This is a genomic window from Bradyrhizobium sp. HKCCYLS3070, assembly GCF_051167575.1.
GTDB lineage: Bacteria > Pseudomonadota > Alphaproteobacteria > Rhizobiales > Xanthobacteraceae > Bradyrhizobium.
The window spans coordinates 1,025,519-1,044,428 of the sequence record NZ_JBNPTI010000001.1; the positions used below are offsets into that span (position 1 = coordinate 1,025,519).

Here is an 18,910-nt window from a genome sequence, read left to right on the forward strand (position 1 = left end):
TGTCTACTCGAGTGTCTGCACCGGCGGCGCGACCGGGCCGCGCGGCGCCGGCGGAGCGACAGCGACGGTCCGTGCAGGCGGGGGTGCGCTGCGCGGCGCGGCCTGCGGCTGCTGCTGAGACTCGGTCATCGCAGCCTGGCTGTCCCTGACCGGACGCCGAACCTGCTGCGACCGGGCTGCACGCGAGCGGCGGAAGCCCCAGGAGCGCGCGATCGAAGGACCTGCGGTATAGCCGACGACGGCGCCGGCAACGGCCCCGACCGGTCCAAATACGACGGCGCCCGACAAGGCGCCCAGTGCGGCATCGCCGCCGCGGTGCTCGTCGGCCATCGCCGCCGATGCCGTCAATGTCAGCGCCAAGGCCGCGGCCGTCAGCAGTCTGGTCATGAGATGTCCCCTCCGTCGCAACAGCGCCGAAATGGCGGACAAATGTGGCGAGAAGAATGCGAGGAGCGGAACTTGTAAGGAAGCCGGTAACCCTAATGCGGACACAATGTCTCAGCGCCGGGGAGGGCGCAGTGCGCAGCTCCGTTCAATGCATCGGGCCGAGCACCGACGTGAATGGCATGGCGATGATTTCCTCGCCGAGATCGTCGGAAATGTGCAGCACCCAGTCGCGCCAATCCTCCTCGCTCTCGGACGAGATCAGCGACTGCATGACGCGCTCGGCGTGATCACAGGCCTCGGCGAGATCGATGACCGCGGTTCCACGCCGATCGACGAGGAACTCATCGGGATTGGAGCAGTGGAAGAAGACCTGCGTCATGTCCGTCTCCTCAATCGCCCTCCGGCGAATCTCAGTCAGAAGTAACAGCGTGGCGGCGCGCGCGAAATCGGATTGATCACGTAAGGTAAATTACGGGGCGCAGTCTGGGCCGGTGGAACCGGACGTGCAGTGATCCAGCTCACGGAACGCATCGGCGCAGAGGAAGTTGTCGCGAACCATTCGATCCGGCGACAGGAGCTCGACATGATGTCTGAAGTCCAGATCCACGCGATCGCCCGGCAGATGCTCGAGATGCACGGCGCCTCGGCCGTCGCGCAGGCTGCGCAGAAGGCGCAGCAATGCGAAGCCAGTGGCGAGGCCGAGGAGGCCCGCGAATGGCGCCACATCGCGGACGCCATGAGGATGATGCGCGGTCCGCATCAGAGCTGACATCGGATTCCATTTTACCGAATATCGCCGCGCGGTCCGTCGGATCCGCCGACTCTGCTCCGCACCAGCCGGCGGTGGATACGTTCCGTCAAGGGAACGTGTGCCGCATCTCATCCTGGTTTCCGACCCATTTTCCACGCAAGAATCGGGCAACATGATTCGGCAGTGGATTCGCCGCTGACCAACGTTGCCGGCGCGCCCGCCGTCCAGGGATTATTGCCATGGTCTTCTTCAAGCGTGAGCTGAGCCCCGTCGAGATCTTCGAGCGTGCGCTGAAGGACAAGCAGGCCGCGCGGCAGCGGCTGACGGACCGTCTCCGCGTGGCCGAGGCGGCGCTGGACGAGAAGCGCGTCGTCGCGGAGCGGCTTGCCAAAGCCGGCGCCAGCAACGGGCAGCTCGATCGTGCCGAATCCAAGATGCAGGCCGTCGAGCAGAAGGCCAAGGCGCTGCGCGCATCCGTCGCCGAGTGCGACGAGCAGATCATCCTGGCGGAGCGCGCCTTCGCCGACGCGGTGGCGCAGCGCGACCGCGACCGCGCCGCCAACGACATCGAGGCCGTCGCCACCGCCATCGAGCAGGCGGTTCCTCGCTTCGAAATCGGTGCGGCGGCGCTCGTCGATGCGGTCACGCGCGGCCGCGCGGCGCTGAGCGAGGCCAGCCGTTTCGCGTCCGATGTCGACGACATCCGCCGCGAGGTGCTCTCCGCCGCGGAGCTGATCTGCTGGGAGCTGCGCGCCGCCGCAAGCCGCACGCGGGCCGGCAACATCAACGTGGCCCTGCTGGCGCCGCCCGAGACGCGGCAACTGCCGGCGCCCGAGACCGACCGTCAGATGATCTATACGCTGAGCCCGCTGACCTGGCGCGAGGGCGAGGAGGTGAAGCGCGTCGCCGCGTTCACCATGACGGCGCTGCCCAAGGCCCTGCTGCCGCTGGCGCTGGCGCATCAGCACGTCGACTATCTCAACGCGCGCCGGGTCCAGACGCTGATGCACGTCCATGGCGGCGGACAGCAGCAGAGCGAGCCGATGCCCGACGATCCGGCGCTGGTCGATCTCGATGCGCTGGGTGCGCAGGCCGAGGAAAGCCCGCAGGCTGATGTCGCCTGAGCGCGTCCACGCGCGCAGGCGCGCCGGAGCGCGGCTGAGGCTTGTTGGATCGGCCGTGCTGCTGCTGATTGTCATCAGCGGTGCACGGGCGGAAAATCTCGATGCCGGCAAATCCGGTGCGCGGCTGTTTGCGGACAGCTGCGCCACCTGTCATCGCTCGGCACGTGGGCTCGCCAAGGGGCGCTTTCGCCTGACGCTCTATCTGTTCCTGCAGAAGCACTACACCAGCAGCGACGACGCCGCGTCGGCCTTGAGCACCTATCTGCAGTCGGTCGATGCGCCGGCAGCCGCGCCGGCCCGCCGTCCCCCTTCGCGGCGCCCGGCCCATCGTGGTGAGACACGACCGCCGCGGCCGCCGCTGCCGGTGCGGGGACGTTAGCGATCGCGCTGCACGTCGCGCTCCGCCTCTCTCGTCACGTGAGGTGAACGGGCCGCGGCGATCGAATTTGAGCTGCTCAGGTGCAGCCGCTCGGCCCGCAGTTTTCCGGTGTGTGCCCGTCCGGGTGTGGCCGATATCCTCGACCTGGGCTATGCTCGTCGGCCAAGGTGCTCGACGCCCCCGGGAGGCCGATCTCGCGCGTGTCCGTGCGAAGCTGGCCGTCCCGAGCCGGATCATCGTGACGTCTCAGTCGTGCCACGAGCCGCGTTATCGTGATTGTGTTTTCGGGCGTTATGTCTTTTGACGTTGTGTTTAGGCTGTCTGAGGCGGGGCAGCGGCGATGATGACCTTACCGGAGCTCGCGGCAGCGGCGTTGGAGCGTTTCCTCAGCTCCTATATGCGACGCCGTTTCGGATCGTCTCATACCCAGTTGACGGAGATGCTTCCGGCAGCTGCGCGCATTGCGCTGGAATGCATCGGCAACAGCGATGCGCTGTATCACAACGTCGAGCACACCTTGCTGGTGACGTTGGCCGGCCACGAGATCCTGCGCGGCCGTGCGCTGCACAGCCACATGACGGCGGACGACTACGTCCACGTCATCCTGGCCTGCCTGCTTCACGACATCGGCTATGTCCGCGGCTTGTTCAGGGAAGACGATGTCAATGGCTTCGTCGTCGATCGCGGCGGCCGCAAGATCTGCCTGCCGCGCGGCTCCTCCGATGCCAGCCTGATGCCGTATCACGTCGACCGCTCGAAGCTGTACGTGATCAACCGCATCGAAGGCATGGCGCCGCTGGACAAGGACCGCATCGCCCGCGCCATCGAGGGCACGCGCTTTCCGCCGCTCGCCGGCCAGCAGTTCGACGAAGAGCAGTCGATCGTGCGCGCCGCCGACCTGATCGGACAGCTCGGCGACCCCAACTACATCCGCAAGGCCAACGCGCTGTATCACGAGTTCGAGGAGGTCGGCATCAACCGGCAGCTCGGCTATGAGTCACCGGCCGACATCGTCAATCGTTATCCGCAGTTTTATTGGAACAGCGTCGCCCCGCACATCCAGACCGAGATCCGCTATCTCAACATGACATCGACGGGGCGCCAGTGGATCGCCAACCTCTATGCCAACGTGTTCCGCGCCGAACGCGACATCTCGCTGTCGGGCCCGCAGAGTTGACTGGCTGGAGTCAACGCCGGCCGCCGACCTCGTCGATGTGGTCGAGCAGGTCGGCCGGGTCCTCGTAGACGCGGATGGCGCCGGACTGGCGCAATTCCTCCGAGCCATAGCCGCCGCTCAACAGGCCGACGCCGAGCGCCCGGCAGCGGGTTGCGGCAAGCATGTCCCAGATGCTGTCGCCGATCACGACCGCGCGCTCGATCGGCGCGTCGAGGCGGGCGGCGGCGGCGAGAAACAGGTCGGGATCAGGCTTGGCGTAGCGGACCTCGTCGCGGGTCACGACGGCGCTGGTCTTGGGATCGACGCCGAGCGCGGCGAGATTGACGGCCGCCGTTTCCATTCTGCCGCTGGTCGCGATCGCCCAGGGGATGCCGGCATCGGTCAGGAAACCCAGCAGCTCGCGGGCGCCGGGCAGGGGCCGGACCTGGCCTCCGAGCTTCTGATAGGCCGCCGCATGCGCTTTCCGCAGCCGCTCGATCCGCTCGGGCTCGATGGCAAAACCTGTCTCGCGCAGCAACTGATTGGTGAACAGGCCGCCGCTCATGCCGATTTTGCGGTGGATGCGCCAGACCGAGAGCTCGATGTTCTCGGCATCCAGCGCCGTCTTCCAGGCGAGCACGTGCTGATAGACGCTGTCGACCAGCGTGCCGTCGAGGTCGAACAGGAAGGCGGTTTCGATGCGCATGGCTCGCTCCGGGCTGGATGTCTGCTGCGTAGCAGCTCAAGGCCAAGCGGCAGCGGCCATCCGGGTTCCTGCCCGCCGCAGGGCTGTGCCGGTGCCCGCTATGGCGGTGCGCTGGTCGACGACCGGCGCGTCATTCGGCCATTGCCGGCAACGCGCCGCGAGGTCTTTCCGCCAGCCTCGCGGCCGCTCCGGGGTCAGCCCTTGGGACGGATGAAGCCGGCCAGCGTCTTCTTCTGCTCCTCGCACCAGTTCGTCATGCCGAGGCGGCGCTGATCCATGTCGATGGCCTGCGTGGCGACGGCGACCTCCGCCATCAGCTCGTCGTCCTGCTTCTCGCCCATCTTGCCGCCGGTGTGCATATAGGCGATCGCCTTGCGCACTTTCTCGGTCGTGCCGTCAGGCATCTTCATGTCCTGCGCCTTCTGGACCAGATCCTGATAGACGACATCGACGCCGGGACATTCGACCTTGGTGGCGAACGCCTCCAGTACCATGGTCGTATACATGTGGCGTGGCTCGGCGCTGCCCGGTGTCGGGGCCGCCAGCAATGACGCAATGGTCAATGCCGCAAGGGTTGACGTGTAAAGCAGACCGTTTCGCATTCTCTGGCTACCTCCCGCTTGTTTTCGGCGAGGCTAGCCTGTGGGCGAAGCGCGGGCAACAACGAGCGCAGTGCAGCACGCGCGAATTGATCGAAGGGGTCGCCGGCTACTTGTTCAGCCGCCGCTCCTGCTCCTTGAGCAGAACGTCGAGCTCCTCGCTCTGCTGCGCGAGGCGGTCGGCGTTGCGCTCCTCGTCCGCGGCACCCGACTGCGAGGCGGCCTGCTCGGTGATCTGGCGGATGTTGTCGCGCAGGATCGCGATGCGGTCTGCGAGGTCGGAGGCGGACAGGACGGTCGGATCGGTCAGGCTCATGAACCCCTCGGGGATGCGCATTGTCAGGCGCAGTTCCTTAGCTCGGAAAGCCGCGTCGCCACAAGTGGATCGACGACATCGATCACCGCTGCGCCGATCGGCGCGGACCAGCGCGGGCGCCTGTGCGGATCCTTCAGCGCACCGGCATTGGCGGGCGCACCACGGGCTGATCCGGATCGACCGGCGCCGACGGCAGCGGCATCGGGGCGGGCGGCGGAGGGGCCATGCTGGTTGCGGCCGGCGGCGGCATGCGCGGCCGGTGCGGTGCTGCCGCACCAGGCTGTGCCGGGGTCACGGCCGCCGTTGCAGGGCGCGCGGCCGGGCGCGGCGGCCGGATCGTCTGCTCGATGGCGCGCGGATCGAACGACCGTGCTTCCGCGGTCCGCTCGCTCGGCCGCTCGGTGGGCCTGTCGCTGGACTTGGCCTCGGCGACCCGCGCCATGTCGCGGACCATCTGCTCCTGCCCGGCCTTCAACTGTGCGAGGCTCGTCTTCAGCTCGCCGATCTGCTGGCTCAAGGCAGCGAGGTCGTGGGCCATCGATTGCAGCAACTGCGCCTGCTCCTGCGAGGTCGCGCCAACCGCGCTCGTTGCGTGCTCCTGCGCCTCGGCCGGCGCTTCTGCGGCCGCCTGCTGGGGCGCGGTCGCGGCTGGCTGTGCCGCGGCATCCTTGTCGGCGTTCGAAGCCAGCGAGATCCGCGGCATCCAATGCGCGATCATCTCCTGGGCCTGGTCTCCATAGCTCTGCCAGGCGGCTGCGGCGACGGCGCTGCCGACCGCGAACAGCACCGCCAGAATGGTGCGCACGGCCCAGGTGGCGAACGTGCTGCGCTCTCCGGTGACCGCGAAGTCGCTGGTCGCCTGCGTCCTGTAGTCAGGGTCGATCTTCGGCGAGGGCACGTCCGGTGGCCGTTGCGAGCTGCGCCTGTCCGCTTCGGCGGCAGTGCGATCGGCGCGGGCCGCCAGCACGATCTCGGGATCGATCACGGCATGAGGCTGCTGATCGCCGTCCTTGGTCGTCGTTGCAAGCATTGACGCTCCGTCCTCCGTTGTCGTCCGCCTCGCAGGCGGCGCTCGGCTCTGTTCCGATGCGTCGTCCTACCAACGCCTCGTGCACCCACGCTTCGCGTACTCACGCTGCATCGTACTGACGCTTCGTGACACCAACGTCGGATGACGACTGCGCCACGAAACGCTCGGCCTCTCCGGCCGCATCAGCACAGAACCTGGATACCGGTTGTCCCTCGTGCCCACGCATCTGCATGTTCACGGTGATCCATCTTGGCCAGAGCCGCATGCTCGGGAACGTCCCATCATCGTTCCGTCGCGCCGACGCTCTGCTGATTCCCATTCTCATCGACACTTGGTCATATCCGCCCCAACCAAGGCGAAGACATGGCGGTTGCGCGACCCATGCGACCTCCACCTCTGGCCGCAGGCGGAGCATACCCCGAATGCACCGCGAAGGCTATGCCGACGGCGTTTCGCCGTGCCGGCGAGATCCTGGCCATTGTTACCGACCGGTGCCGCGAAATGAAGCGTCGATCGGCCCGTCAACGCTTGAGAATGTCGCCCGTGGGCACTCGGATCTCGCAGCAGAGGCCGCTCGGCTCGAAGCGCCGGACAACGCGGGCACCGACCTCGTACGGCAGCATCTGTTCCAGCAGCACGGTTCCAAAACCCTGGCGCTGCGCACCCAGCGGACGGCCGGACATGCCGGTCTCGGTCCAGTCGATGACCAGCCAGTCGGCCGCGTCGCGCTCATCGAGCCGCCATTCGATCCTGATGAAGCCCCGCGGCACTGTGAGCGCGCCGTATTTCAGCGCATTGGTCGCGAGCTCGTGCATGGCAAGCCCGATGCTCTCGGCCGCCTTCGGCTTCAGTCGCACCTGGGGGCCCGACAGCGAGAATTGCCTGTCCTCGCGCGCGGCGCCGGCGCGCAGCTCATCGGCGATCAGTTCGGCCAGATCGAAACCGGCGAGGGGATCGCGCGTGACGACCGCCTGGATGCGCGACAGCGCAGTGATGCGGCCTTCGAGGTGACTGGCGAAATCCTCGACACTGTCGCTCGAGTCGCCCGTGCGGCGGATGATCGAGCGGATCACGGCGAGCATGTTGCGGACGCGGTGCTGCAGCTCGGCGAGCAGCAGCTTCTGGTGCTCGGAGGCCGAGACCAGCGCCGTGATGTCTTGGGTGATGCCGCCGATGCGCTGCACCCGTCCCAGCTCGTCGACCATGGGAAAACTACGGATGCGCAGCCAGCGCGTGACGTCGTCCGGCTGGCTGACGATACGGACATCCAGGCTGTCGCGCTGGCCATGCCGGGCGCGCTCGAGGCTCTCGATGGCGCGGGGCCGGTCCTCCGGCAGCATGAGCTCGGTCCACGATGCCAGATGGTCGCCGCGGAGCACAGCGCTGCGCGGGACGCCATAGATCGTCTCGAATGCGGGGCTGAGATATTCCCAGCGCAGGGTCTCGGCATCGCGGATCCACACGACGTCGGAGGATGCTTCGCCGAACTGGCGGAAGCGCGCCTCGCTGTCGCGCAGCGCGGCCTCGGTGCGCTTGCGGTCGTCGATGTTCATCGCGAGCCCGACCAGGGTGCCGTCGCCGAGGTCACGGCCGGCGAACATCATCCAGGCGCGTTCCCCGTCCTTGCGAAAATACTGCTTCTCATAGGGACCGATCCGGCCGGTCTGCCGCAGCAGCTCGATCTGGTCGCTCGAGGTGCGCATCCATTCCGGGGGTGTCAGGCTCTTCCAGGTCAGCTCGCCGCTGTCGATGTCCTGGCGCGAATAGCCTGTCATCGCCAAGAAGGCCTCGTTGGCGTCGATCAGGGTGCCGGCTGCATGATCGAAGAACAGCACGCCGACCGAATCGATCTCGAGGAGGCGGCGCAGCCGATGATCGCCGGGATCGCCGCCGTTCGAATGCGGCTGCCGTGCGGACGGCCCTGCCTCCGGCAGCTCGCTGCACCCGAGGCAGACGGCAAGCTCGGGATCGGTCTGTGCGAGGGCAAGCACGTCCGAATCGATCGCAAGCAGGTGTACATCGGCCCAGAAATGGGCTGTGCGCAGATAGGCAAGGAAGGCCGCCAGCAGATCGAACCTGGTGTTGCCGAAGGCATGTCGGATTGCGCGCCGCGAGCGGTCGGAATCAGCACGCTGCATGAACAGCACCGACGCGGCCTCGAACAGGTCCGCCTCACCATCGCTGCCCGGCTCCGGGATGTCGAGCGGGGGCTGGACGAGTTCAAGCCGGTCGAGCGCCGCCGCGGCGCGCGCGGGATCCGCGAGCGGCCGCGCGAGCAGGTGACGCGCCCGATCGATTGTCTCCGGGCGAGACGTCGAGTCACCCGCGGGCTTGCCCAATCCGACCAGAAATCCGAAATGCCGGGTCAGACAATAAGGCGAGCGGTTGAGGCGCGACAGATGGACGGCGAGCCGCTCCTTGAAAAGGGCCGGAAGCGGGGTGTCGAGATAGGCGCATTTGGCGAACTGCCAGAGCTGTCGGGTCGCCTCAGGCGCTGACGGCGCCGACCTGAACAGGTTGGGCATCAGCCCGAGGCGCTGCACGATCTCCTGCTCGAAGGGTCCGTCCACCATGCGCTGTTCGACCATCGCCGTTTCCCCGGCAGAGTGCCGACACGGTCAGCATAGCGCAAGCGCCAGCGCTCCGAACCTCTCACTCATTCGCGTCGAGCTGACGGCCTTCGCGGTCCAAATGCAAGTAATTCGCGTTGAACAGGCCGGCGCTCATCAGGCGCTCGAGGTCCGGAAGTACCAGCATCTTGCCCTTGAGCACGATCAGGTTGCTGGCGCGCAGTTCCTGCAGCGTGCGGTTGACGTGGACCTTCGACAGGCCTGTCGCCTCGGCGAGATCGGCTTGGGTGAGAGGGAAGCTACAGCTGCTGTCGTCGGCCAGGCCCGCCAGGCGCAGCCGGAAGAACAGTTCGCACAACAGGTGAGCCATGCGTTCGGACGCGGTGCGTTGCCCGAGATTCATGGTCCATTCGCGCTGGATTGCGGCGTTGACCAGCGTCTCCCACCAGAACGCCGTCGCAATGCGTGGATAGCCGGCGCTGATCTCGTCGAAGAACTCGCGCGGCAGGTCGGCGATCGACACCGGCGTGATGGTGCCGATCGAATGGTCCATCTCGCGCAGGATGAAGATGTTGAGATCGCAGATATCGCCAGGCAGGAAGAACGAGACGATCTGGCGGCGGCCGTCCTCGAGCTGCTTGTAGCGGCAGGCCCAGCCGTTCAGGATCAGATGCACGTCCTTGGGCTTCTCGCCTTCGCGCGCGATGTCGGTGCGTGGCGCGAAGGTCCTTACCCGTTGAGCCGCCGCGCGGTTGAGCATCAGGCGGTCGGCCGCAGAGAGGCGGACGAAATTCTCGAGCTTGCGGACCAGATGACTCAAAGAGTGGTTCCCCCGAGTTGGTTTATTGGGGTTCCATTCGGTGCGACTTCAATAACTTATGTTAGCATGATACCGCGTTGACCGCTGATCTTTCTGCACCTGCGCGCGGAACCAAAGTGCGGCCCGCGGCCGGGGATTGCTGCGGCATCTTGGCGATGCTCCTGCCCTCAGCGTTGCTCTGAGCTGGTCGACATCGCGCGAGTCCGACCAGTCCTTCGCGCCCCTGTCGTGGAACTCTCATGAAATCTGATGCGGCATCACCGTCGAAGCCCGTGAAATTACGGGACCCGATGCGTGATCGCGACGATCTGGCGCTCGGCGAAACCTGTGTAGTTAAGGCCCCCTTAGTTCCGGCTTCTGGGTTGATCAAAACAAGCAACTGGAAATGCATCAATGCGAGCCGGTCAGCTCTTTGCGGCATCGATGCTCTCGGTCACGGCGCTTGCCTGTGTTCTCGGGGGGCGAGGTGCTGGTATCTCACTATCGCGCCTACGCGAGCAGAACCGAAGCGATCAAGTCCGTCGACAAGGCCGGGCAGCAGGCCGACGCCGCCTTCGCCAAAGCGAAAGCGGCCGTTGAGACGCTCTCCGACAGCCAAGCCATCTTCGACGGACTGAGCGCTGCCAAGGCAAAGCTCACCGACGTGCGCGCGATGGTCGACCGCGCCGCAAGGCCGGATCGAGGTCGATCGCGTACGGATCGAGTCGAGCATCGATCAACTCGGCAATCCTCCGTCCGCGCCGCCTGACGACGGGACTGCACGGCACAGCATCCGAACATCATGAGGGCCAGCTCGGACCAGCGCTCATATCGTTCGCTCGCTTGCCCTTGTCGAGGTTCTGCGCCATTTCGAGATGATGCTGCAGGGCCGGCAGGGTTTTGCCGGCCCATTCCTTCAGCGCCGGATTGTCGCCGCCCTTCGCATAACGCTCGAACAGCGACACCGCGTTCTTGTGGGCGCTGACCTGCATGTCGTCGAAATCCGAGCTGAAGTCCTTGCCGCTCGCTGCCTTCAGCTTGTCGAGCTTGCTCTGATGCGCGCTGTCGAGAACGGCGGGCAGCTGGACCTTGACCTTGCCGCTCTCGACCATGCTCTTCAGCCCGGTCGAAGTCTTGGTGTGATCCTTGACGATCTGCGCGGCGAAGCTCTTCTCCTGCGCGTTGCCCTTCTGCTCGCCGAACTGGTTCAATTTGCAGTTCGAACATGTCGCTGATGGCGACCTGCTTGACGAAGTCCTCGGTGATCGGCGCAATGCCGAGCGCCGAATTCACCCCGGTCTTTTCGCCGACGGATTGGGCGAGGGAAGGGCCCGCCAGCACCAGGCAGCCGAGCGTGATGAGTGTGCGTCGCGCGGATCGTTCCTCTCGTTGGTTGCAGACCTAAACCGAGAGATGTGCACGATGTTCGGACGAGCTGGCGCGCGCTGCGCGGCCTGCCCGGTGAGAAGACGCCGCGAGCAGCCGACGTAGCCGCAGAGCGTCGGCGGGTGCCGCGCTCTTCTGGTCGTTGTCGAAATAGACGTAGACGTCGATGCCGCGCGACGCCCAGGCGCGCATGCGCTTGGCCCAGGCCTCGAGTGTCGCGTCCGGATAGTTGTCCTTGTAGCGGCCGCCCGGACCATGGCCGCGCACATAGACGAAATCGGCCGTGCGCCTCCACGGCGCCGGCGCGTCGTGATGGTCCGACAGGCAGAGCGAGATGTTCGCGTCCCTCAGCAGGCGCATGATGGCCGGTGTGTACCAGCTCGGGTGACGGAATTCGAAGCTGTAGCGCCGGTGCGTCGGCAGCAGCGGCAGAAACGACTCGAGCCGTTCTGGATTCGCTTCGAATTGCGGCGGCAGCTGGAACAGCACGGGGCCGGCCTTGTCGCCGAGCAGCGACAGCCGGCTCTCCATCAGCGCGATGCTGTTGACCGAGCGCGCAGACAGGCGCTTCCAATGCGTGATGAACTTGGAGGCCTTCCAGGCGAAAACGAAATCGGGCCCGGTCTGATCGCGCCAGCCGCGGACGGCAGCTTCCGTCGGTGTCCTGTAGAACACGCCATTCAGCTCGGTGGTCTCGAACTGGCTGGCGTAGTAGGGCAGCCGATGTCTGATCAGCAGTCCCGGCGGAAAGAACGCGCCGCGCCAGGACTCGTAGTGCCATCCCGATGTGCCTATCACGACCCGGGCCATCATCGTCCTCTCGCCGAGACAAGACCTCGAAAGCAAAGCGTCGTGATGGCGTTCGGGTTCCTTTCAGAGCCGCAGCAGACGATACGGCGCGTGGTCTAGCGCTCCGCGGCGTGCAGCACCGGCGCGCTCAACAGCTCGTTGATATGCGCCGCCGTCTCCGCCTGCATCGCCTTCTTCAGCATGATGTCGCGTTCGGGGCCTGCGGGAAGACGTGCTGCCGCCTCGCGGGCAGCGGCTGCAGCCTGCTGCAGCCGCTGGCGGAACGACACTGTCTGCTTGCGCCGGTTCCGGGTGACCTTCATGGCGAAACTCCTGTTGATCCTCCGAACATGAGTCTGCTGCCCTGCCGAGGGGCTGTCGCTAACACACGTTAGCGTGCACTTCACTATCCCTGGAGGTCCCGTCGGAACCCACGATGAGTGTTGTGGTGCTGATTAGTTGTTCGAGCGATCGGGGTCATTGCCCGGAACGCTGAGATGCACCTCGTGGCCTTGCTTGATGGCCAGCGTCGCAGCTGATGCAGCGGATTCGAACGCAGCCTCTTTGGTCGCGTAGTCGCCATGGGCGTTGCCGTCATGCAGCACGCTCCAATGATCGCCGACTGCAACGATGGCGTATTGAGCCAGTCCCATATCGTCCTCCATTCTTCGCGTCATTCGGCTGAAGGCCGTCAGCCGCCGGATGCCGTGACGCGCCAGACCGTATTGCCGACATCGTCGGCAATCAGCAGGGCGCCGGTCTTGTCCACGGCGAGACCGACCGGCCGGCCGCGCGCCTCGTTCCGATCATTGAGGAAGCCGGTCACGACGTCCTGGGCTTCGCCGTTCGGCTTGCCGCCATCGAAGGGGACGTAGACCACCTTGTAGCCGTTCAACGGCGTGCGGTTCCAGCTGCCGTGCTCGCCGACGAACGCGCCGCCGCGATAGGCCTGCGGCAGTGCGCTGGCGGTGTAGAACGTCATGCCGAGCGGCGCGACATGCGAGCTGAGCGCGTAGTCCGGGACGATGGCCTTTTCGACCAGGTCCGGCCGCTGCGGCTGCACGCGGGGATCGACATGCTGGCCGTAATAGCTGTATGGCCAGCCATAGAAGCCGCCGTCCTTCACCGAGGTCATGTAGTCGGGCACGAGGTCCGGACCGATCTCGTCACGCTCGTTCACGACCGTCCAAAGCGCGCCGCTCTGCGGCTCGAAGCTCAATCCGTTCGGATTGCGCAGGCCGCTCGCGAATACCCGCCAGCGTCCCGTGGTGCGATCCACCTGGAGAATGGCGGCACGGTTCTTCTCGGCCTCGATGCCGTTCTCGGTGATGTTGCTGTTGGAGCCGACGCCCACATAGAGCAACCGGCCGTCGGGGCTCGCCACCAGGCTCTTGGTCCAGTGATGATCGATCGGGCCGCCCGGCAGCGCGGCAAGCGTCGTGCCCGCATCCTTCATCTGGGTTTCGCCCGGCGTGTAGGGATATCGAACGATGGCGTCGGTGTTGGCGATGTAGAGATCGTTGCCGACCAGAGCGATCCCGAACGGCGAATTGAGATGGTCGATGAACACGCTCTGCTGCTCGGGAATGCCATCGCCATTGGCGTCGTGCAACAATGTGACGCGGTTGCTCGCTCCGGTGTCGCCGCCCGATGTGGCCCAGGATTCGACGAGAGCCATCACGAGGTCCTTCGGCCGTTTCGCCGGCGGCGGGAGCGGCGCTTTCGATTCCACCACCAGGACGTCGCCGTCCGGCAGCGTGTAGAGCGAGCGCGGATGCTGCAGGCCGGTCGCGAGCGCCTCGATCTTCAGGCCCGGCGCGACTTTGGGATTCTCGCCCTGTTTCCAGCCGACCACCGTGGCGACGTTCATTGGCGGCAACAGGTATTGCGTCAATGCGGGCAGCTTGACGTTGGCGCCGACCTCGGCGTTCGGATCGCCACCTTCGTTGCACGCGGTGAGACCAAGCGCGGATATTCCGAGCAGGAGGGCTGTGAGCAGAGGCGCGAGGCGGGAGGAGCCGGACGGCGTCATCGTGCGACTCCCACCCTGTGACGATACACGAGCGACCAACCGAGCCAGCCGGTGACGGGCAGGATCAGCACCGTGACGAGCGACAGGATGAGGCCGGTCGGCACGACCGAGGTCCAGGCATCGCGTGAATGGACCAAGTTGTTGAAGAAGGCCAGCACCAGGGCGATGAGGTTGCCGGCCATGTGCGGCCAGGTCGGTGCCTGCGACCGGATCAGCCGATTGCCGAGGAAGTCGATGAGCCCGGCGATGCCGGCCAGCACGCCCATGATCAGTCCGACCAGCAGCAGCCAGGCGGAGATGTCGGCCCACATGATTTCGGCGGTCCGCCAATAGGCGATGTCGGTGACGAACGCTCCGATGAAGCAGACGATAGGGAACGGCACCAGCATCGGGTGGATCGGATGCCGCGCGATCTGCGCCGTTGGCTCCAGGGATGGTCGGGTGGTTTCGGCGGTCGCCACGGCGGTCTCCTCGATTGGACCTGTTGCAGCGTGGAGAACCGTCGGCCTCAACAGGTGTTCCGATGACACCGACGGGATTTGGCGTGGCGCTCACGCAACGTCACGCGACGGCCGCCGCCGCCCGGTCGCCCGTGCCGGCGTGTCGGTCAGCGGCTCCTGTTCAGCGGCCCGGTGCCGCGCGCGCTGTCGCCGGCCACGTCGTTGCGCGGCGCCGTCGGCGCGGGTGCGGGCGGCTGGCTCTGGCTGGGCGCCGTGCCAGTTGTCTGCCGGCTCTTCGTTTGGACCCCGGGGCGACCGTTCGCTTCCGATGCCGCCGAACCGCGGGGCAGCCGGCCCCTTCTCAGCCCGCCGCCTTGGGTCTACCCGGCCGGCCGATAGCCTGTTAAGCAACGGCGCAGGACGGGGCGGTCCCCGCGGATACGAGATTGAGAGGAAGCGGCAATGATTCAGACGGTCGGCATCATCGGAGCAGGCACCATGGGCAACGGCATCGCGCAGGTGTGCGCCGCCGCGGGCGTTCCGGTCGTCATGGTCGACATCTCGGAGCAGGCCGTGGCGCGCGGGCTGGCGACGGTGGGCTCCAGCCTCGATCGCCTGGTCAAGAAGGAGAAGATGACGACCGCCGACAAGGACAGGGCGTTGTCGCTCATCACCGGCACCGCCGACAAAGCGAAGCTGTCGAACTGCGACCTGGTCATCGAGGCCGCCACGGAGAACGAGGAGTTGAAGCTCAAGATCCTCAAGGACCTCTCTGCCGGTCTGAAACCCGAGGCGCTGATCGCGACCAACACCTCCTCGATCTCGATCACCAAGCTGGCCACCGCCACCGACCGGCCCGACCGATTCATCGGCATGCACTTCTTCAATCCGGTGCCGATGATGGCGCTGCTCGAACTGATCCGCGGCCTGCAGACCTCGGATGCGACCCATGCGGCCGCCGCCGATTTCGCCAAGCGGATCGGCAAGGTCGCGATCACCGCGAAGAACAGCCCGGGCTTTGCCGTAAACCGCATCCTGTGCCCGATGATCAACGAGGCGATCTTCGCGTATTCGGAAGGCATTGCCACCGCGGCCGACATCGACGAGGGCATGAAGCTCGGCTGCAATCACCCCATCGGTCCGCTGGCGCTGGCCGATCTGATCGGTCTCGACACGATGCTGTCGGTGATGGAGGTGTTCTACAACGGCTTCAACGATCCGAAGTATCGGCCGGCGCCGTTGCTGAAGGAGATGGTGGCCGCAGGCCAGCTCGGCCGCAAGACCGGCAAGGGCTTCTACGACTACAGCAAGTAGCTGCGGCAGATTGCTTCGGCGGCGGGTGACGCCTGCACCCGCCGTGCATCAGGCGATGAAGGATTTCGTTTCGGGGACATTGGTCGGGGACATTGGGAATGCGGCGATGCCGCGAGCGGATATCTCGGCTGCCATTGGTCAACTGATCGCTGCGCGCGATCGACTGATCACACGTTCCAATGTTCTCGTTGCGCAGTATCAACCATCAACCCGAGTATTGGGCCTCGAGCCGCAGATAGCTACCAAGCTCGCGCTGACGTGATCCAGAGGGACGGCACAGCGCCGGGCGGGCAAGGGGCCATGCCTCGCTGATGCAGCCCACTAAGCCGCGACCCGGCGTGCCGTTCGTGATTTGCCGCTATGCGATGGTCCGAAGCGAGTCCCGTCGCACTCAGCGGATCTGGTACGGAGGTGGAGTCATAGAACCTCCCTGCAATCAGATGGGTTGTTGTCGTTCGGACATCGCGGCGCCGTCAGGAACGGCCACCGAGATTGGACGACACGGTTATCGTCCTCCCGGCTGCCTGTGCTGTCAAGGCGCATCCTGACGCATTGATGAATTCGGCGTTACGGGGCGTCGATACTGCGAGTGCAGGAAAACTTTGATCACGCGCTGGTCTGATGACAAATCCGTGCAAATCACTACATGAGGGTGGCCGAGCCGTGTCGGTCGAAGAAGGTTCGCGATTGCCCGGTCGAGCGCGCGTCGTCCGCAGCGGCGGAGACGATCAGCATGTTGTATGTAGGCGTAGTGCTTGGGGGCGACAAACGGGCTGCACGGCGCATTTGATTGTGGCGCGTTAGACGGCCCAAAGTCGTCAGCGACGAAGCTGAAGGTTCCGGGAACCAAAGAATTCGTGGTGTTTTGTTTGCCGCGAGAAGCAAGGCAGGAGAACAGCGATGAGAGCAGTTGGCATTACTCTGGCGACGGTCGCCCTGTTTGCGGGGACTTGGCCCGCTCTGGCAGCGGAGCAAGACACGGCGGGCATGGTCACGGGGATCAACCGTCTCAACGGCACGATCGCGATCAAGCGCGTTCCCAACGGGACCGTCGGCGCCAACACGGCCGGAGCGGCCCAGGAGTTCAAGATCAAGGACAATGCCATGATCGAGAACATCCACGCCGGCGATCGCGTGACGTTCTCGACGTCCGACGCCGCCACACCGACGATCGTCAAGCTCGACCGGCAGAAATAGCCGACATAGCCGGATCGAGGGCGCGATGAGGCAGTGCGGTGCTCTCCGCGGTTGGGGCGTATGGCGTCTCGGGCTCTGGGCGATGATGGTCGTCGGGGCCTGCACTATTGCGAATGCGGCTCCGACCGACCTGTACCAGGCGCAGACGGTCGTGACCGGTCAGGGCGAGGACAATCGCCGGGCGGCATTTGCAGCATGTCTGGAAGACGTGCTGATCAAGGTGTCCGGTGCATTTCAGCTCAGGAACGACGCAAGGCTCGCGCCACTCGAGGCGCGGGCAGCGGAGTTCGTCACCGGCTTCGATTATCACGATCAGATGTCGGGCAAGCCGAAGCACGATGAGCAGGGCACGCGCGACCGTCCATATGACTTGACTGTGTCATTCGATCGCGCGCGGATCGATCAGTTGCTTGCGAGCTTGAACATCAAGCCGTGGCCGGCGCCGCGCCCGTCGATTGCCGTGATCGTGGCGATGACGTCGGGCGGTCGTACTTTCTTTGTTGCATCCGACGACCGGAGGTCCGATCTGCAGCGCGACGCGCTGCGCGCAGCCGCCGTCAAGCGTGGACTCGAGATCGCTCTGCCAAGCGCCTCCGAGGTCTCGAAGGCCGCTATTGAGCGGACCAAGTTGAACGATGTCCAGCCCGCGGCGGTTGCGTCGTGGTTTCCCGGCGCTGATGTCATGCTCTTTGGCGATCTCACCTGGGACGATGCCGAACTGGGCTGGGTCACGCAATGGCGCCTCGATCGCGCTGGCAAGCAAGATCGGTGGCAATTCCGTGGCGTGACGTTCGACGAAGCATTTCGCCGTGCTCTCGGTGGAGCAGCGCAACTCCTCTCCGACAACGGGGCGCCGTGAGGTTGCCGCGATAGTCTGCAACCATCCCCGTGGACCGGATGCCTGAGCCGCGCATGCGGGGCGCGAGAGTCTCGCGCCCGAGCTCGCTCAGGCAAACAGACAGGAGGGGTGCCCGTGGTGAAACTCAGACCGTGTCTCGTTGCTGCGCTGTTGATTGCCACGCCCGCCTCGCTGGCGGTGGCCGCGCCGGGCCTGGTGCGCACCGCGGCCACCATGCGCGCAGGACCCGGCCCCGGTTTTCCCGTCGTCGAGCGCATTCCAGTCGGTGCCAGGATCACCATCCATGGCTGCATTCAAGGCGGCGCGTGGTGCGATGTCAGCTTCGGAGGCGAACGCGGCTGGGTCGCGGCGCGGACGCTCGCCTATCTGTATCGTGAGCAGTACGTCTACCTGCCCGAATATGTCGAGTACGTGCCGACTGTCGGATTCACGCTGACCACCTATTGGAGCAGCTTCTATTTCGGACGGCCTTGGTATCATCGGCACGCGTTCTGGAACCGCTACTGGCATCGCCATCCGCCGGTCATGGCGCAAAATCCGCCTCAGCCTGGCATGACCCCGGGGATGCCGGGTCGTGGTCCCGGCGGGATGATCCAGCCTGGCGCCGGAGCGGGCGCGGTCGCCGGCACGGGCCAACGATCCGGCCCGACTTCGGGCATGCAAGGTCGTGTGCCGCCTTCGACTGCGGCCGGCCCCGCCGCACCTCCGGTCGTGGCTGGTGCTCCCGCTCGAGCTGCAACGCCACCCATGGTGCAGCCATTGATGAGCCGAAGCAGCGGTGCGCCGCAGAGCGCCCGCGCGCAGATGGGCGGCATGCGCATGATCGGGACTTCGCCGCAAATCGGCTTGGCGCATATCGGGGGCGGCCCCGCCATGGGCGCTGCGCGTGTCGGCGTCAGTGGCCCTCGCGGCGGCGGCGGGCGTTCCGGCCCGGACGGTGGTTTCCGTCGGCACTGAGTCATCAGCGCTGCCCTGGTGTCCGGATTGTGAAGGTGGCGTGCCGGCCGGCGCTGGCGAGGGCGGGCGCGATGACTACATGGCTGTCACTCCTCGGTGCCTCCATTGTTCTCGCCCAT

General features: G+C 65.8%; 23 protein-coding genes and 1 pseudogene. 10 read left to right on the plus strand and 14 right to left on the minus strand.

From position 1 onward, the window contains the following. Positions 1 to 3: 3 nt before the first annotated feature. Positions 4 to 387 (minus strand): hypothetical protein, encoded by a 384-nt coding sequence (locus ACQR03_RS04700; RefSeq protein WP_315712303.1) that lies wholly within the window; start codon positions 385 to 387, stop codon positions 4 to 6. Positions 388 to 532: 145 nt separating this feature from the next. Next, positions 533 to 766, minus strand: a complete 234-nt coding sequence (locus ACQR03_RS04705; protein ID WP_315712301.1) for a DUF6894 family protein — start codon at positions 764 to 766, stop codon at positions 533 to 535. Between the two features lie 207 nt (positions 767 to 973). Between ACQR03_RS04705 and ACQR03_RS04710 the strand changes: the two genes are divergently transcribed. The 4 genes from ACQR03_RS04710 (at position 974) to ACQR03_RS04725 (ending at position 3,818) form a co-directional block, all read left to right on the plus strand. Next, positions 974 to 1,156: a hypothetical protein gene (locus tag ACQR03_RS04710; RefSeq protein ID WP_315712640.1), complete on the plus strand. Its 183-nt coding sequence runs from the start codon at positions 974 to 976 to the stop codon at positions 1,154 to 1,156. 221 nt (positions 1,157 to 1,377) lie between these two features. Continuing rightward, complete coding sequence (locus ACQR03_RS04715; RefSeq protein ID WP_315712299.1) at positions 1,378 to 2,262, plus strand: hypothetical protein; 885 nt, start codon at positions 1,378 to 1,380, stop codon at positions 2,260 to 2,262. After that, on the plus strand, positions 2,252 to 2,641 hold the full coding sequence (locus tag ACQR03_RS04720; protein WP_315751740.1) for a cytochrome C: 390 nt from the start codon (positions 2,252 to 2,254) through the stop codon (positions 2,639 to 2,641). Before ACQR03_RS04715 ends, ACQR03_RS04720 begins: the two co-directional genes overlap by 11 nt. 340 nt (positions 2,642 to 2,981) lie before the next feature. Continuing rightward, entirely contained in the window at positions 2,982 to 3,818 is an 837-nt protein-coding gene (locus tag ACQR03_RS04725) for an HD domain-containing protein (RefSeq protein WP_315712295.1), read from the plus strand. A gap of 10 nt (positions 3,819 to 3,828) precedes the next feature. Here ACQR03_RS04725 and ACQR03_RS04730 read toward each other — a convergent pair whose 3' ends face one another. The 6 genes from ACQR03_RS04730 to ACQR03_RS04755 all read right to left on the minus strand — a co-directional run bounded on the left by ACQR03_RS04730 (position 3,829) and on the right by ACQR03_RS04755 (position 9,838). Then, a complete protein-coding gene (locus tag ACQR03_RS04730; RefSeq protein WP_315712294.1) occupies positions 3,829 to 4,503 on the minus strand; it encodes an HAD family hydrolase in 675 nt (224 codons plus the stop codon). Positions 4,504 to 4,697: 194 nt separating this feature from the next. After that, entirely contained in the window at positions 4,698 to 5,105 is a 408-nt protein-coding gene (locus ACQR03_RS04735) for a hypothetical protein (protein WP_434840986.1), read from the minus strand. A 106-nt stretch (positions 5,106 to 5,211) separates the two neighbouring features. Next, the gene (locus ACQR03_RS04740; RefSeq protein ID WP_315712292.1) at positions 5,212 to 5,418 is read right to left on the minus strand and encodes a hypothetical protein; all 207 of its coding nucleotides are present in this window, start codon (positions 5,416 to 5,418) and stop codon (positions 5,212 to 5,214) included. A 133-nt stretch (positions 5,419 to 5,551) separates the two neighbouring features. Continuing rightward, entirely contained in the window at positions 5,552 to 6,448 is an 897-nt protein-coding gene (locus ACQR03_RS04745; protein ID WP_316164727.1) for a hypothetical protein, read from the minus strand. Positions 6,449 to 6,969: 521 nt separating this feature from the next. Further along, positions 6,970 to 9,036, minus strand: coding sequence for a sensor histidine kinase (locus tag ACQR03_RS04750; protein ID WP_434840987.1), 2,067 nt, complete (start codon positions 9,034 to 9,036; stop codon positions 6,970 to 6,972). A 64-nt stretch (positions 9,037 to 9,100) separates the two neighbouring features. Beyond that, entirely contained in the window at positions 9,101 to 9,838 is a 738-nt protein-coding gene (locus ACQR03_RS04755; protein WP_315712288.1) for a Crp/Fnr family transcriptional regulator, read from the minus strand. Between the two features lie 442 nt (positions 9,839 to 10,280). On the opposite strand from ACQR03_RS04755, the gene ACQR03_RS04760 reads away from it, so the two are divergent. Further along, positions 10,281 to 10,586 (plus strand): hypothetical protein, encoded by a 306-nt coding sequence (locus ACQR03_RS04760; protein ID WP_315826830.1) that lies wholly within the window; start codon positions 10,281 to 10,283, stop codon positions 10,584 to 10,586. A gap of 31 nt (positions 10,587 to 10,617) precedes the next feature. Here ACQR03_RS04760 and ACQR03_RS04765 read toward each other — a convergent pair. From ACQR03_RS04765 to ACQR03_RS04790, 6 genes and pseudogenes are all read right to left on the minus strand, one after another. Beyond that, a pseudogene (locus tag ACQR03_RS04765) lies at positions 10,618 to 11,176 on the minus strand (DUF4142 domain-containing protein). Between the two features lie 42 nt (positions 11,177 to 11,218). Beyond that, positions 11,219 to 12,013, minus strand: coding sequence for a DUF72 domain-containing protein (locus tag ACQR03_RS04770; protein ID WP_315826941.1), 795 nt, complete (start codon positions 12,011 to 12,013; stop codon positions 11,219 to 11,221). A gap of 95 nt (positions 12,014 to 12,108) precedes the next feature. Next, complete coding sequence (locus tag ACQR03_RS04775) at positions 12,109 to 12,315, minus strand: hypothetical protein (protein WP_315712284.1); 207 nt, start codon at positions 12,313 to 12,315, stop codon at positions 12,109 to 12,111. 132 nt (positions 12,316 to 12,447) lie between these two features. Next, positions 12,448 to 12,645 (minus strand): hypothetical protein, encoded by a 198-nt coding sequence (locus tag ACQR03_RS04780; protein WP_315712282.1) that lies wholly within the window; start codon positions 12,643 to 12,645, stop codon positions 12,448 to 12,450. A 38-nt stretch (positions 12,646 to 12,683) separates the two neighbouring features. Then, the gene (locus ACQR03_RS04785; protein WP_316173773.1) at positions 12,684 to 14,024 is read right to left on the minus strand and encodes a PQQ-dependent sugar dehydrogenase; all 1,341 of its coding nucleotides are present in this window, start codon (positions 14,022 to 14,024) and stop codon (positions 12,684 to 12,686) included. Beyond that, on the minus strand, positions 14,021 to 14,485 hold the full coding sequence (locus ACQR03_RS04790) for a DUF2231 domain-containing protein (RefSeq protein WP_316173772.1): 465 nt from the start codon (positions 14,483 to 14,485) through the stop codon (positions 14,021 to 14,023). Before ACQR03_RS04790 ends, ACQR03_RS04785 begins: the two co-directional genes overlap by 4 nt. Positions 14,486 to 14,926: 441 nt before the next feature. On the opposite strand from ACQR03_RS04790, the gene ACQR03_RS04795 reads away from it, so the two are divergent. The 5 genes from ACQR03_RS04795 (at position 14,927) to ACQR03_RS04815 (ending at position 18,791) form a co-directional block, all read left to right on the plus strand. Next, complete coding sequence (locus ACQR03_RS04795) at positions 14,927 to 15,778, plus strand: 3-hydroxybutyryl-CoA dehydrogenase (RefSeq protein ID WP_315751733.1); 852 nt, start codon at positions 14,927 to 14,929, stop codon at positions 15,776 to 15,778. Between the two features lie 55 nt (positions 15,779 to 15,833). Beyond that, positions 15,834 to 16,040: a hypothetical protein gene (locus ACQR03_RS04800; protein WP_434840988.1), complete on the plus strand. Its 207-nt coding sequence runs from the start codon at positions 15,834 to 15,836 to the stop codon at positions 16,038 to 16,040. Between the two features lie 638 nt (positions 16,041 to 16,678). After that, the gene (locus ACQR03_RS04805; RefSeq protein WP_315712278.1) at positions 16,679 to 16,975 is read left to right on the plus strand and encodes a copper-binding protein; all 297 of its coding nucleotides are present in this window, start codon (positions 16,679 to 16,681) and stop codon (positions 16,973 to 16,975) included. An 82-nt stretch (positions 16,976 to 17,057) separates the two neighbouring features. Further along, positions 17,058 to 17,834, plus strand: a complete 777-nt coding sequence (locus ACQR03_RS04810; protein WP_315712277.1) for a DUF2066 domain-containing protein — start codon at positions 17,058 to 17,060, stop codon at positions 17,832 to 17,834. Between the two features lie 114 nt (positions 17,835 to 17,948). Then, positions 17,949 to 18,791 (plus strand): SH3 domain-containing protein, encoded by an 843-nt coding sequence (locus ACQR03_RS04815; protein WP_434840989.1) that lies wholly within the window; start codon positions 17,949 to 17,951, stop codon positions 18,789 to 18,791. The last annotated feature ends 119 nt before the right edge of the window (positions 18,792 to 18,910 follow it).

Excerpts from the sequence above, each read along its gene's own strand:
- ACQR03_RS04700 (WP_315712303.1), bottom strand. The coding sequence starts at position 387 with ATGACCAGACTGCTGACGGCCGCGGCCTTGGCGCTGACATTGACGGCA.
- ACQR03_RS04705 (WP_315712301.1), bottom strand. The coding sequence starts at position 766 with ATGACGCAGGTCTTCTTCCACTGCTCCAATCCCGATGAGTTCCTCGTC.
- ACQR03_RS04710 (WP_315712640.1), top strand. The coding sequence starts at position 974 with ATGTCTGAAGTCCAGATCCACGCGATCGCCCGGCAGATGCTCGAGATG.
- ACQR03_RS04715 (WP_315712299.1), top strand. The coding sequence starts at position 1,378 with ATGGTCTTCTTCAAGCGTGAGCTGAGCCCCGTCGAGATCTTCGAGCGT.
- ACQR03_RS04720 (WP_315751740.1), top strand. The coding sequence starts at position 2,252 with ATGTCGCCTGAGCGCGTCCACGCGCGCAGGCGCGCCGGAGCGCGGCTG.
- ACQR03_RS04725 (WP_315712295.1), top strand. The coding sequence starts at position 2,982 with ATGATGACCTTACCGGAGCTCGCGGCAGCGGCGTTGGAGCGTTTCCTC.
- ACQR03_RS04730 (WP_315712294.1), bottom strand. The coding sequence starts at position 4,503 with ATGCGCATCGAAACCGCCTTCCTGTTCGACCTCGACGGCACGCTGGTC.
- ACQR03_RS04735 (WP_434840986.1), bottom strand. The coding sequence starts at position 5,105 with ATGCGAAACGGTCTGCTTTACACGTCAACCCTTGCGGCATTGACCATT.
- ACQR03_RS04740 (WP_315712292.1), bottom strand. The coding sequence starts at position 5,418 with ATGAGCCTGACCGATCCGACCGTCCTGTCCGCCTCCGACCTCGCAGAC.
- ACQR03_RS04745 (WP_316164727.1), bottom strand. The coding sequence starts at position 6,448 with ATGCTTGCAACGACGACCAAGGACGGCGATCAGCAGCCTCATGCCGTG.
- ACQR03_RS04750 (WP_434840987.1), bottom strand. The coding sequence starts at position 9,036 with ATGGTCGAACAGCGCATGGTGGACGGACCCTTCGAGCAGGAGATCGTG.
- ACQR03_RS04770 (WP_315826941.1), bottom strand. The coding sequence starts at position 12,013 with ATGGCCCGGGTCGTGATAGGCACATCGGGATGGCACTACGAGTCCTGG.
- ACQR03_RS04775 (WP_315712284.1), bottom strand. The coding sequence starts at position 12,315 with ATGAAGGTCACCCGGAACCGGCGCAAGCAGACAGTGTCGTTCCGCCAG.
- ACQR03_RS04780 (WP_315712282.1), bottom strand. The coding sequence starts at position 12,645 with ATGGGACTGGCTCAATACGCCATCGTTGCAGTCGGCGATCATTGGAGC.
- ACQR03_RS04785 (WP_316173773.1), bottom strand. The coding sequence starts at position 14,024 with ATGACGCCGTCCGGCTCCTCCCGCCTCGCGCCTCTGCTCACAGCCCTC.
- ACQR03_RS04795 (WP_315751733.1), top strand. The coding sequence starts at position 14,927 with ATGATTCAGACGGTCGGCATCATCGGAGCAGGCACCATGGGCAACGGC.
- ACQR03_RS04800 (WP_434840988.1), top strand. The coding sequence starts at position 15,834 with ATGAAGGATTTCGTTTCGGGGACATTGGTCGGGGACATTGGGAATGCG.
- ACQR03_RS04805 (WP_315712278.1), top strand. The coding sequence starts at position 16,679 with ATGAGAGCAGTTGGCATTACTCTGGCGACGGTCGCCCTGTTTGCGGGG.
- ACQR03_RS04810 (WP_315712277.1), top strand. The coding sequence starts at position 17,058 with ATGATGGTCGTCGGGGCCTGCACTATTGCGAATGCGGCTCCGACCGAC.